Raw genomic sequence first — 13,521 nt, forward strand, 5'->3', positions numbered from 1 at the left:
GGCCATACTTCCCGTAATCAGTGGAAACAGGGAGTGGTTGCGGGATGGAAATCCAAAAAGAGACCGTTTCGATTTTCGCTTTAGGCGGCGTCAACGAAATAGGAAAGAATATGTATGGCATTCAGTATAAAGAGGACATTTTCATCGTGGACTGCGGATCCAAATTTCCGGATGAAAGCCTGCTCGGCATCGACCTGATCATCCAGGATATCACGTATTTGAAGGAAAACAGGGACCGCGTGAGGGCACTCATTGTCACCCATGGGCACGAAGACCATATCGGCGGCATACCGTATTTCCTGAAGCAGCTGCAGCTGCCGGTGTATGCTACTGCGCTGACGCTGGGGTTGATTGAGATCAAACTAAAAGAGCATGGTCTCCTTCGTGAAACCGAGCTGCACGAGATTGACGCGGATTCCGTGTTGCCGTTCGGACAAGTGGAAGTGTCGTTCTTCCGGACCAACCACAGTATTCCCGATTGTGTCGGAGTAGTATTCCAGACGCCGATCGGGAATGTCGTGCATACCGGCGACTTCAAATTCGATCTGACCCCCGTGAATAACGAGTCGCCCGATATTCACCGGATGGCGGAAATCGGGCAGCGCGGTGTACTCGTCCTGTTGTCGGAAAGCACGAATGCCGAGCGGCCGGGATTCAACCCATCCGAGATGGCGATCGGCGGTCATATCGAAGAGGCGTTCCGGCAAGCGCCGCGGAAAGTGTTCATTTCCACATTTGCCTCGAACGTCCATCGGGTCCAGCAAGTCATCGATGCCGCTGAGAAGACCGGCCGAAAACTGGCGCTGCTCGGCAGAAGCATGACAAATATCGTGAACGTCGCGGCGGAGACCGGCCACCTGTCGATTCCGGACGGCATGCTGATCGAGCCGTACGAAATCATGAAACTGCCGCCGGAACAAGTCGCAGTCCTCTGCACAGGCAGCCAGGGGGAGCCGATGGCCGCGCTGTCACGCCTCACGAGTTCTGCGTTCAGGAAAGTGGAAGTGCTGCCGGAAGACACCGTGCTGTTTGCGTCTTCGCCGATTCCGGGCAATGAAAAGAACGTCTCCCGCATCATCGACAGCCTGTACCGGCTCCGCGCGAATGTCGTCTATGGCAGCGGCGGAGAATCGGGCATGCACGTCTCCGGCCATGCCCGCCAGGAAGAGTTGAAGCTGATGCTGACACTCATGAAGCCGAAGTATTTCATCCCCATCCACGGGGAATACCGGATGCTGTACAAGCATCGGCAGCTGGCGGAGTCGGTCGGGGTGGAACGGGACAACATCTTCATTGTCAAAAATGGAGAGGTCGTCGATGTCAGCAAAGAGGAGGCCCGGCAGACGCGCAGCGTGAAGGCCGGCCGGGTCTTCGTGGACGGGCTCGGCATCGGGGATGTCGGAAAGATCGTGCTGCGCGACCGGAAACTGCTGTCCGAAGAAGGGATTCTCGTGATTCTGGTGACGGTCGACAAGACGGACGGGGAGCTGCTGATGGAACCGGATACGATCTCCCGAGGATTTGTCTACAAGCCAGATGCCGAGGAACTGATCGCCGAGGTGAATGAAATCGTGGCGTCAGCCGTCCAGCAAGTTCAGAAAGCGGAAGGCAGCGACCGTGTGGTGATCCGCCAGCAAGTGAAGAAGGCTGTGGAGACACTGCTGTACGAACGGACGAAACGCCGTCCGATGCTGCTGATCTTCGTCATGGAAATGTAAAAGCGGGGAGAGCCGGTCCTTCAGCGACCCGGCTCTCTTTTTGCGGTTCTGTTACCCGGCGTCCGGTTCGTGAAAGGAAAATACATAGAATGGATGAGTTATGGGCAACCTTATGAAAAGGTCTGGGAAAACGAGGGGAATCGATATGCAAATTGAGAGATCAACGGAATGGAAAGACGGATTCACCGACCGGCTCGAAAACCGGGAACCGTGGGATAGCTGGGCGCTGTATCAGCTGGGCTACGAAGCGGAGCAGGCAAAGCTGATTTCGGAGTTCAACGGACTGCAATGCACACGCCATCTGCCGAATCTGACTGCGTTCCCGCATCAGCTGGAAGCGGCCGAGCGAGTCATCGAGCGCATGAACGGCAAAGCGATATTGGCGGATGAAGTCGGTCTCGGAAAGACAATCGAGGCCGGTCTAATCCTGAAAGAATATCTGATCCGGGGTCTCGTGAAGAAGGCGTTGATCCTCGCGCCTGCCTCGCTGACGAACCAGTGGCTCGCTGAGCTGAACACGAAATTCCACATTCCCGCGATGGCCTATAACAAGAAATACAACATGGACCACTGCCCGATCGTCGTCACGAGCATCGATATGGCGAAACGCAGTCCGCATAGAGAAGCGATCAGCCGGCAGGAGTTTGACCTCGTCATCATCGATGAGGCGCACAAATTGAAAAATCCGAAGACGAAAAACTACGAGTTCGTCCAGCAGATGAAGAAGAAGTTTTGCCTGCTGCTGACCGCGACACCCATCCAGAATGATGTGTTCGAGCTGTTCAACCTGATCTCCCTGCTGAAGCCCGGGCATCTCGGGAACTTGGAAACGTTCCAGAGTGTCTTTTCGGCCAACAAGCATCACGTCGAAGAGGACGAGTTCCTGCGGGAGCTCATCCAGCAGGTGATGGTGCGGAATGTACGGGGGGACACAGGAATCGAATGGACCGACCGTCATGTCCGGATTGTGCCGATCGGGTTTTCGCAGGAAGAGCGGGACGTATATGACAGGGTGTCGAAACTGCCGGTTGCTGATTCGTTCACGCTGCTGACGCTGCAGAGGGAGCTGTGCAGCAGTCCGCTTGCAGCCGTGCTGACGCTCGAGAAGATCGCAAAGGAAACCGCTGATACGGCCCTCCGCCGGGAAATGGAGCAATTGCTTCTCCAGCTGACGCGGACCGGCATCCATTCGAAGGCGGAGAAGACAGCGGAACTGATCCGCCTGGCGGATGACAAAGTGATCGTATTCACCGAATACCGCGCGACACAAGTCTACTTGCAGGCCTATCTGCACAAACAGGGCGTGTCCAGCGTACTGTTCAACGGCAAGTTCAGCAAAAACAAACGGGAATGGATGAAGCAGCTGTTCCAGCAGAAGGCGCAGGTGCTGATCGCGACCGAATCAGGCAGCGAAGGGTTGAACCTCCAATTCTGCCACCACGTCGTCAACTATGACCTGCCGTGGAATCCGATGAAACTCGAACAGCGGATCGGCCGTGTCCACCGGCTCGGACAGGAACAGGATGTCCATATTTATAATCTGGCGATTGAAGACTCCGTGGAAGACAAGATGGTCGAGCTATTGGAGAAGAAGATCGGCGTGTTCGAAACGGTTGTCGGAGAACTGGATCATATTTTATCCGACCCGGAAAAATCGATTTCATGAGGGGAGGGCGCTTATGGATGAACAAGCCATCAAACAATATATCCACCGTTTTTTCGAAGAGAACCGATGTGGAATCATAGAAGAGAGTGATGACCATCTGACCGTACAGCTGACAACGGAGATGGACAAACGCATCATGAACCGGCCGTACTACTGGAGTTATGTGGAAAGTGTCGGGGCGGAACCGAACCCTGCTCAGCTGAAGATGATTACGAATCCGAAGCAGTTCAGTTCATCCATGAAAGGGGAACGCATCCACTTCGGATCCCCGCGGCTCCACCAGCTGTTCGAGGTGGCGGGGCAGCAGGGGAAGTACGTCCAGCTCTACGAAACGCCGGCCGCCGGACAGGCCGCTCAAGTGACACTCACGCCATGGCTCGGCGTGAATTACAAAGTGACGTACTCGAGCGACCGGACAAAGGAAGCCCTCTACTCGCTCGGCATGAACCTGATGAACGGGGCAGTGATCGATGGGTTCCAGCCCTCTGTCCGTGAGTTGGAGCTGGCGGCTGCCATCCCGGCGAATACGTACTATCTGCCGTATATCATCCACCCGAACAATGCGGTGGAGCGGCTGGACACATTGCTGGAGCAGGTGATCCGGCAGGACGATCATTCCTGGATGGACGAAGCGAAACAGCGGCACACCCGCGACATGCGCGTGCTCGATTACTTCTATGCAGATGCCGACGAACTGCCCGACAGTTACAAGGTCGAGCGGCAGGCGATCGACGAACAGTATGCAACCGCCGTCACGGTGGAAGTGATCAGCGGGGGGCTGTTCTACCTGCACAGCGGCCTGCTGAAGCGGTCTTAGTTGTAGCGGAGAACGGTTTTATAGTAAGAGCGAACGGCGCTGGAATTGTGTGTGGATGCCGATATATTCGGCGAAGTGTCCGATACGGCGGGGGATGTGTCCGATACTTCCAGCGAACTGTCCGATACCGCGGGGGATGTGTCCGATATCTCCCGCCAAATGTCCGATACACCCGGGGCGAGCCGGCTGGCTTGTCCCTTTTCTGCGCGGCAAAGCAGCGCTGCGGAACAGGCAAGCTGCCGCGGCCGGAGCGATCCGATAGAAATGAGCGAAGCGAACACAAGCCAGGCCCTTGAATTGTGTCTGGATGCCGATAAATTCGGCGAAGTGTCCGATACGGCGGCTCAAGTGTCCGATACTTCCAGCGAACTGTCCGATATGACGGCAGATATGTCCGATATCTCCCGCCAAATGTCCGATCCTCGCGCACGGCTCCCTCACCTTCCGATTATTCCCCCTGCCATACGGGTAGATGACTCATATGGAAACTGAAGATGGATTAATTGAGGAGGAGGTTGGTACATATGAAAAAAACGTATGATGTCATCGTGGTCGGAACGGGAACCGCCGGGTCATCGATTACCCAGGCATGCCGGGACGAAGGGAAGACAGTTGCTGTTATTGATCGCCGGACGTTCGGCGGCACGTGTCCGCAGCGCGGGTGTGATCCGAAAAAGGTGCTCGTCGGGGCGGCGGAGTGGATGGATTGGAAAGAGCGGATGGCGGGCAGAGGTCTCGCAGGCAATGCAGAAATCGACTGGCAGGAACTGATGGCGTTCAAGCGTACATTCACAGAGCCCATTCCTGAAGCCACGGAGAAAAAGTTCAGCAGCCTTGGGATCGACTGCTACCACGGCGACGCAAAATTCATCTCGGATACGAAGCTGAAAGTCGGCGACAATGAATTGATTGGGAGGAAAATCGTACTTGCGACAGGTGCGGCGCCTATGAAACTCGGGCTGGACGGAGAAGATCTCATGATTCACAGTGAGGACTTCCTGGATCTTGACGAACTTCCGAAAAAAATCATCTTTGCCGGCGGCGGCTACATTTCCATGGAATTTGCGAGCCTCGCTGCACGGGCCGGGTCCGAGGTGCACGTCATTCACCGCGGCGAGCGGCCATTGGAGCCGTTCGACGGGGACTTGGTCGACCTCCTGATGAAACGGCTGGAAGAGACGGGCGTGCGCTTCCATCTGAATACGTCCGTCAAGTCCGTCGAAAGATCCGGGGACGGTTTCACAGTAAGCGCGGAAAAAGATGACAGCGCTGAGACATTCACAGCGGACCTCGTCGTGCACGGTCTTGGCCGCGCCCCATCACTCGATGTGGACACGAAGGCAGGGAATATCAAGCTCGGCGACAAAGGCGGCGTGAAGGTGAACGAGTATTTGCAGAGCGTCACTAATCCGAACGTCTACGCAGCCGGTGATTGTGCAGAGACCGGGGCCCCGCCGCTGACGCCAGTCTCCTCAGATGACGCGGAACTGGTTGTGCAGAACCTGCTGCACGGCAACTCAAGGCCTGCTGACTATGCACCAATTCCGTCCGTCGCATTCACAGTGCCGAAAGTCGGGTCTGTCGGCATGACCGGGGAAGACGCGGAGAAAGCCGATCGAAAACTGGACGTCACGTTCCGGGAAATCACGGACTGGTTCACGTTCAGACGCACGAACGAGCAGGCGGCTGGCTTCAAGCTCATCACCGATCCGGAAAAGGGCACCATTGTCGGCGCCCATCTGCTCGGCGGCAATGCCGATGAGCTCATCAACCACTTCTCGATGTTCATTCATCTGGAAACACCAATCGAGACGATCAAGAATCTGGAGTTCGCCTATCCGACAGCCGCTTCCGACATCGGCTCCATGCTCGCGGAAATCGGAAACGAGAAAGACTGAGCCGTCTACAGCAAACAGCCCCTTCCTAAACTGGGAGAAGGGGCTGTTTGCATGCCTGCAGAGGAGAATGTTTTCGACGAAAAGGTGTTCTGCGATACCAAGCTTTGCGTTTTGCTCATAAAACCCAAAAAGTGATCATAAACCCGCCTGCAGCGCTCATAAAAACAGAATCCCGCTCATAAATCCTGAGAAGTGATCATAAATCCGAGAAAGTGATCATAAATCCCAAACAGTGCTCATAAAGCAGCCGATAGCGCTCATAACTTCACAATCGGCCGCCAGCCCGCGGGATAGCAACTGGTTCCCAACGTCGCCGAGCCGCGCAGTAATGAAACAAGTCAAGATCTGGCTTGTCGGCTGCGCTCCGCTCCGCTTTTTTGGCAGTGCCTCCTTGGCGGAAGATACACCTCAAAAAGTGGTCTCAAACGACCCGCCAGTCCCCAATTGAATTCATCCCCACCAAAAAGGAGGGCCGCGGGTATTTCCCGTGGGCCCTTCCCTTCAAAAAAATCATTCCAGACTCATGTGCTGCATGCGCCCGAGCAGCCGGTCGCGGTCCTGCTCGAAACCTTCCTTGCCAAGCAGCGCAAACATGTTGCGTTTGTACGCCTCCACACCAGGCTGGTCGAACGGGTTCACACCGAGCAGCAGGCCGCTCATCGCGCACGCTTTCTCGAAGAAGTAGATCAGTTCCCCGAAATTGTACGCATCGAGCTCCTCCAGCTCGATCCGCATCGTCGGTACGCCGCCGTCCGAGTGGGCGAGAGCGGCACCGCGGGATGCTTGTTCGTTCACATCATTCAGCGTTTTGCCGGACAGGAAGTTGAGGCCGTCGAGATTGCCGGGATCTTCACCGATCACCATGTCGGCAGAAGGTTTTCGGATCTGCAGCACGGTTTCGATGAACAGCCGTCTGCCGTCCTGGACATATTGGCCGATCGCATGGAGATCGGTCGTGAACGTGACCGATGACGGGAACAGCCCCTTGCCGTCCTTTCCTTCGCTCTCACCAAACAGCTGCTTCCACCATTCAGCCAAATATTCGAGCCCCGGATCGTACACGGCCAGCAGCTCCACCGACTTGCCGCCCGCGTGCAGGACATTCCGCCACGCGGCATAGCGGTAGCACGGATTGGATGCAAGATCGGGATCCCTGTACAGCTGGTATGCCGCTGCTGCCCCTGCCATCATACGGTCGACGTCGAGCCCGGCAACCGCCATCGGCAGCAGCCCGACCGGTGTCAGGACAGAATACCGGCCGCCGATATTGTGCGGGATGATGAATGTCTCATAACCTTTCTCAGCAGCCAATGTACGCAGCGCACCTTCCGACTCATCCGTCGTCACGTAGATTCGCTCCCTGGCGCCGTCTTCCCCGTATGCCGTCTCCATGTAGTCCCGGAATACGCGGAAGGCCAGGGCCGGTTCTGTTGTCGTCCCCGACTTGGAAATCACATTCACCGAAATTCTTTTGCCGCGCAAGACATCGAACAGATCCGTCAAATAGCGGGCGCTCGTATTGTGGCCGGCGAAGTACACCTCGGTTTCGCCGCCGAGCTGATTCCGGAACGTATGACCGAGTGCCTCGATGGCAGCTTTCGCTCCGAGATAGGACCCGCCGATGCCGATTACGACAAGGGCATCCGATTGTTCGCGGATGCGGGCCGCTGCCGCCTTCAGGTGGATAAATTCCTTTCGGTCATACGTCTCAGGCCAGTCCACCCAGCCGAGCACCTGCTCTTTGTCCTGCGAAGCATGGAGCTGGTGATGGGCGCTCTTCGCCTTGCCTTCGAACGAAGCAAGTGAAGCCTGTCCTTCAAACGGATACAGATCCGTATCGTCAAATGTGATAGGCATGGATTATTCTCCTCTTCCCGGCGGTCACACAAAAACAGGATCCGCCAGCTGTGTACTATAGTATGTATGAAATCAATCCAAACGAGTCATTGCGATAAGTATAATAAACTGCAGGGGAAAAAGGTATTGAAACCTCGCTTGCTATCAAGTTCCCTCTTCAAGACGCGTCAAAACCAGATAGGCAGCCTGTCCTGCTAAGCAGGAACTTATCTACGCAAAAAAAACGGACTGCCCATTGGAATAAACGGGCAGTCCGGTTCTCTTTACACTCATGCAGGCGGACCGATGATAACACCTGGCTTCACCGGACGTACCGCCGCTTCCCATGCAGCGGCATCCATGCCGTATGCATACGGCATGACGTCTTTCGGCGTGAGGGCAAGTAGGTCAGAACCGAACCCGGTCTGCGGCTTGCCGGCATCGAAGATCCCCTGCACGTGGGTGCCGTCTGCCTCGGCGATGAAATAATGCCAGAATCCTTGCGGAACGCTGACAGCCTGGCCCTTTGTGATCCGGTAATGGTGGAACTTCTTGGATTCCAGGCCGAGCAGTGATACGGTGACAGAGCCGGACACGCAGTAGATCAGCTCCGTGGCATTCGGGTGATAATGCGGCTCGATCATCTGGTGGCGGCTCAGGAAGATATCGAGCAATGACATGTTCTGCAGCGCGCTCAGCTGGTCTTTGCTGAGGATGTTGATGTAATTCTTTTCATCTTTCACGAAAAACGGATGGTCGGCAAGATCGGCGGCATACGTTTCCGCCGGCTGGACCGGTACGTTCTCTGACATTCATAGGCACCCTTTCCGGTTAGGTTTAGCGTCTGTTCGATTCAGCTTATGCCCCGGTACCCCGGAACGTGCGGAACGTCATCCGGCGGAAAAGTCCAGTGCGGGTTTGCCGAAAGCCGGTTATCGGAAAAAGTGGATGAAGGGAGGAGGAGGGACGCTTATCGGTCATGTCGACTGCAGTTTCGGGATGTTGCGGAAAGTCGGCGTCTCATGCGGCAGAGCCAAAAAAGCCCGGGAACCGGACTTTTCAGCGTTCGTCATGCGTTCAGCCGCGGCTGAGCGCTTCTTTCACTTCTTCGATCTGCTGCACGTGACGCAGCTCATGGTACCCTGCAAACGGTATCCATTGCGCAAGATCCATATCACCGAACACAGGATGAGGATAGGATTTGGCTGCAAGTTCCTCATGACTGGCCGACTCACTGACATGGCGCAGCAATTCATGTGTACTGCCGAGCTTTTCCTTCAGTTCACTGCAGGTCATATACGTATCGCCGGGAACCGCAAACCCGGGAGCGTCCACTTTCACCGACCGGTCCACAGTCCGTTCAATGGGCTTCTGAGCTGTCTGATGGGCGGTGCCTTTCTGCAGTTCCTGCTGGACCGTCTTCGCCACAGCCCCTTCCATCAGGGCGATATGCTCCATCACCTGCCGGATCGACCATCGATCGTCGGCAGGCTTCCAATTCAGATCATCATCCGATAATCCGTTCACAGCTGCCCATAGGACAGAGCGTGCTTCATCGTTGCTGATCATCGTCATCCCTCCTGTTGATAGTAATATACCATAGTGGTTGATATTCAAACGTTAGTACCGTTGTGCAAATACTATGAGAAAACGACCTCCGGCTCGATTGCTGTCCAATCCGTCCAGTTTCCCGTATAATTTAAAAAATAATAATCCGCTGATTTCAATAAACTGCTTCCCGTGAAGCGGAATCCAGCTGTCAATAGGGAGAAGGTGAATGTATGGAAATCTTTGAGGCGATCCTCCTCATGCTGAGTGCGGTGTTCCTTTCGAACGTCCTGAACCGGTTCCTGCCATCAATCGCAGTGCCGCTGATCCAAATTGCTCTCGGGATCGTACTGGCGATTCCGCTCTCCAATCACGCACTCAAACTAAGCCCCGACTTGTTCCTGCTGCTATTCATCGCACCGATCCTCTTCAATGATGGTGTCAATGTGGACAAGCAGGCGATCTGGCGGGAACGGAAATCGATCGTATCCCTGTCGATTGCGCTTGTCTTCGTAACGGTCGGACTGCTGGGCGGGTTCATCCACTGGCTGCTGCCGTCCATGCCGATGGCGGCTGCCTTTGCACTTGCGGCAGCTCTTGCGCCGACAGACGCGGTTGCCGTCAGTGCACTTGCGGAAAAAGTGAAAGTCCCCCATAAGATCATGCATACATTGGAAGGCGAGTCGCTTATCAACGATGCATCCGGTCTCGTGTCGTTCCAGTTTGCGGTCGCAGCGCTGCTGACAGGTACCTTTTCCATCCTTCAAGCGGGACTGACTTTTGTTCTCATCTCGATAGGGGGCATCCTGCTCGGCGCCATTCTCAGCCTTCTGAAAATCGCGTTGATGAGAAGGCTGCGCCAGCTGGCGATCGAAAATAATATCTCGTATATTCTGATGGAGGTTCTGCTGCCGTTCCTCATCTTCGTCATTGCGGAAGGGGTGGGCGTCAATGGGATCCTCGCCGTTGTCAGCGGAGGGATTGTCCACTCGATCAGCTTCCGCCGTCTGAACCCGGAAGTGGCACAGCTCAAAATGCTGTCACGCAATACTTGGTCGGTCATTACGTTCAGTCTCAATGGCATCGTATTCGTTCTGCTCGGCACCCAGCTGCCGCTTATCGTACAGACCGTATGGCGTGAACAGGATGTACCGATCCTGTCACTGTTAGGCTATATTCTTGCAATCGCATTCGGCCTGCTGTTCCTGCGCTTCCTTTGGATCGGCCTGTTCAATAACTTCCAGAGCACATCACAGCTGCTGAGCCGCAAGCGGCTGCAGGATACGCTGCTGTATACGATTTCAGGGGTGCGCGGGACGATCACACTTGTCGGTGTCTTGTCGTTCCCGCTGTTCCTGAGTGATGGCACGCCATTCGCTGAACGGAACCTGCTGCTCTTCATCGCGGGTGGGGTCATCCTGGTCACATTGCTGCTTGCGAACTTCACACTGCCGCTGTTTGCCCCGAAAGCGGACGAATCGGTAGTGAGTAATGACAATACGTGGGAAATCGGTATGCTGCGCCATGTGAAAAAGGAGCTGCGCAGCCAGCGGACTGCTGCGAACCGACAATCGATCGGACGTGTCATCAAGATGTACAACGATCGGATTTTCTCGCTGACCAACATGGATGACCTAAGTAAGAAAGAGCGGAAGCTGCGTGAACTGATCATGCAGTGGCAGCTCGACCATACAGCGGAACTCGTCGGAGAAGGACTCGTACGGATCCAGGTCGCATTTCCGATTATGAGAGGTCTGAATAAGCGGCTCTACCGGCTGACCCGTGACAAAAAATACCGGTTTAACTCGTTTTACGGATGGCTGCTGCATCGGGAGCTGAAGGGGATGCGGCTGAAACCGCTCCCTCCCGGAGATCGCCGGAAACAGCGGATGCTTTTATTGCGGAACAATGCAGAATTCGTGACAGACAAATTGAAGAGCCTGGAAGACGGGGAGTTTTCCGCCGAACTCGTCGAAGGCTTCCTGCTGAACTATGAACGAATGGGCGGCTATGGCATGCCGAAGGAAGAAGCCCACCACCTTCATGAATGGATTGATTATGCGCTGCAAGCCGAACGAAGCTTCATCCAGTCCGCCTTCGAGCAGGGGGATATCTCCCGAAGAGATATGAAGCGGTATCGTGAGAATCTGCTGGCGATCGAAAACAGCGTCCAGCTGCAGGACGGTTCGGAAGAATAGGCCGCGCATCGTCAGGGAACACAAAGAAAGAGAGTGCACCGGATACAGCCGGAAGCACTCTCTTTTTCTGAAGAGGATAAAATGATTATGCGTTCGCCGCTGCCTTCTTCGGCTGGGTCAGCAGCTTCGGATCTTTCAAGTAGTTGATAATGCCTTCCGAGGCACGGTAGGACAAGGCACCGATCGTCGCGGTCGGGTGGTGGCCGCCGAATTGCGGGAATGCCGAGCCGCCGACGACGAACAGGTTCTCCATATCCCACATCTGCAGGTAGTTGTTGACGGCAGACGTTTCCGGGTCTTCGCCCATACTGACACCGCCTGCGTAGTGGCCGCCGTCGTAGACGTGATCGAACTCTTCAGGGACCTCGTCAGGATCGACGATATCTGCGCCCATTTCCTTCATGATCTCCGTACACTTCTCGATGCCGAACTTCGCCATCGCCCGGTCGTGATCCGTGTATTTGTAAGTGATGCGGAGAAGCGGATCCCCGAAATCATCGGTATACGTCGGATCGAGGGACGTATAGTTATGCCACCAGGACATCGTCGCCATCGTGTACCAGACGACGAGGCTGCGGTTTGTGTAATGGAGCGATTTCTCCTTGAACTCCGGCCCCCAGTTCTTGGTCCCCTTCGGCACCGCGTTCGTCGCGATCGGACCGTGGCCGTACTGCCGCAGTTCGATTCCGCCGCCGTTGATAAAATCGAGGTCGGTGTGATCGAAGTTGTCGCCGGCGAAATCGCTGAGAGTGCCGCCAAGCGCTCCTGCGCCCATGAACAGGTTGAACTTCTTCTTTTCGAAGAAGCCGCGCGCGCCGAGGAATGTGATGCCGAACTGGCCGTTGTAATTGCGCCCGATGACCCCTTTCCGGGTCTCCGGATTGTACGGTTCCCCGATTTTGGATAAGTGCAGCAGCCGGTTGTTCGTAAAGGCGAACGCACCGAGCACGACGACGTCCGCCGGCTGGATGTATTCGAGGCCGGTCCGCAGATCGACATACATGACGCCTGTCGCTTTGCCGTTTTCGTGAAGCACCCGGCGTACGTAGGAATGAGTGCGGATCTCGCAGTTGCCCGTCTTCAGGGCAGTCGGGATGACCGTGACAAGCGGATCCGATTTCGCGCCGAAGTCACAGCCGTATTGTGTGCAGAATGAGCAGAACATGCACTGGGCAAGCGTTTCGCCGTCCGGATTCTTGTACGACTGGGACAGGTTCGCAGATGCCACCTGATACGGATGGTAGCCCATCTTCTTCGTCGTGTCCTTGAACAGTTTGACGGCTGGGGACTCTTTCATCGGCGGGTTCGGCCAGTCATTGGACCGCTTGTCCCCGAGCGGATCGGGTTCGCCGGATATCCCGGCGGTCTTCTCCCACTTATCATAGTAGGGTTCCATCTCATCATAGGTGATGCCCCAATCGCGGATGAACATCCCTTCCTGGATCTTCTTCTCCCCGTAGCGCTCGATCGTCTTCGACCGGAGCTCGAAATCGATCGGTTTCCACCGGTATGTAGCCCCTGCCCAGTGGACACTGCCGCCCCCGAGATCCGTACCGGCCATCATCTCTTTACGTGTGCGGACCGGCAGCGCCTCTTCATCCAGGTTATTCCGGGAGGTGATCGTCTCCGGCGCCAGATTCTGCATCATCTCGTAGCGATCCGTATATCGGAGTTCGTCTTTCACGCCGATGTAATCCTGGCGGTCGACGGGTTTTCCGCGTTCAAGGGTCACGACTTTGTAACCTGCTTTTGCCGCTTCCGCGGAAACGATGCCGCCTGCCCAGCCGCTGCCGACGACGACAACATCCACTTTCTTCAGTTTCTTGGCCATTTATATTCC

Annotated in this window: 10 protein-coding genes; 6 read left to right on the forward strand and 4 right to left on the reverse strand. The window is 55.6% G+C overall.

What is annotated here, in order from left to right:
• Nucleotides 1-44 precede the first annotated feature (44 nt).
• From QWT68_RS14590 to QWT68_RS14610, 5 genes are all read left to right on the forward strand, one after another.
• A complete protein-coding gene (locus QWT68_RS14590; protein ID WP_290148731.1) occupies nt 45-1,718 on the forward strand; it encodes a ribonuclease J in 1,674 nt (557 codons plus the stop codon).
• A gap of 145 nt (nt 1,719-1,863) precedes the next feature.
• The gene (locus QWT68_RS14595) at nt 1,864-3,384 is read left to right on the forward strand and encodes a DEAD/DEAH box helicase (RefSeq protein ID WP_290148732.1); all 1,521 of its coding nucleotides are present in this window, start codon (nt 1,864-1,866) and stop codon (nt 3,382-3,384) included.
• Nucleotides 3,385-3,397: 13 nt separating this feature from the next.
• On the forward strand, nt 3,398-4,201 hold the full coding sequence (locus tag QWT68_RS14600; RefSeq protein ID WP_290148733.1) for a YqhG family protein: 804 nt from the start codon (nt 3,398-3,400) through the stop codon (nt 4,199-4,201).
• 51 nt (nt 4,202-4,252) lie between these two features.
• On the forward strand, nt 4,253-4,693 hold the full coding sequence (locus tag QWT68_RS14605) for a hypothetical protein (RefSeq protein ID WP_290148734.1): 441 nt from the start codon (nt 4,253-4,255) through the stop codon (nt 4,691-4,693).
• A 32-nt stretch (nt 4,694-4,725) separates the two neighbouring features.
• The gene (locus QWT68_RS14610; RefSeq protein WP_290148735.1) at nt 4,726-6,099 is read left to right on the forward strand and encodes a dihydrolipoyl dehydrogenase family protein; all 1,374 of its coding nucleotides are present in this window, start codon (nt 4,726-4,728) and stop codon (nt 6,097-6,099) included.
• A 510-nt stretch (nt 6,100-6,609) separates the two neighbouring features.
• Here QWT68_RS14610 and QWT68_RS14615 read toward each other — a convergent pair.
• The 3 genes from QWT68_RS14615 to QWT68_RS14625 form a co-directional block, all read right to left on the reverse strand.
• Nucleotides 6,610-7,956, reverse strand: coding sequence for a glucose-6-phosphate isomerase (locus tag QWT68_RS14615; RefSeq protein ID WP_040285091.1), 1,347 nt, complete (start codon nt 7,954-7,956; stop codon nt 6,610-6,612).
• Nucleotides 7,957-8,225: 269 nt separating this feature from the next.
• Nucleotides 8,226-8,747 (reverse strand): cupin domain-containing protein, encoded by a 522-nt coding sequence (locus QWT68_RS14620; protein ID WP_052461617.1) that lies wholly within the window; start codon nt 8,745-8,747, stop codon nt 8,226-8,228.
• Between the two features lie 265 nt (nt 8,748-9,012).
• Nucleotides 9,013-9,504, reverse strand: coding sequence for a DinB family protein (locus QWT68_RS14625; RefSeq protein ID WP_040285090.1), 492 nt, complete (start codon nt 9,502-9,504; stop codon nt 9,013-9,015).
• A gap of 212 nt (nt 9,505-9,716) precedes the next feature.
• Between QWT68_RS14625 and QWT68_RS14630 the strand changes: the two genes are divergently transcribed.
• Nucleotides 9,717-11,681, forward strand: a complete 1,965-nt coding sequence (locus QWT68_RS14630; protein WP_040285089.1) for a Na+/H+ antiporter — start codon at nt 9,717-9,719, stop codon at nt 11,679-11,681.
• A gap of 85 nt (nt 11,682-11,766) precedes the next feature.
• Here the strand turns inward: QWT68_RS14630 and QWT68_RS14635 are convergent, their stop codons facing one another.
• Nucleotides 11,767-13,512, reverse strand: a complete 1,746-nt coding sequence (locus QWT68_RS14635; RefSeq protein WP_040285088.1) for a GMC family oxidoreductase — start codon at nt 13,510-13,512, stop codon at nt 11,767-11,769.
• Between the last annotated feature and the right edge of the window lie 9 nt (nt 13,513-13,521).

Origin of the sequence: Sporosarcina trichiuri, assembly GCF_030406775.1 — a bacterium.
Classification (GTDB): domain Bacteria; phylum Bacillota; class Bacilli; order Bacillales_A; family Planococcaceae; genus Sporosarcina; species Sporosarcina trichiuri.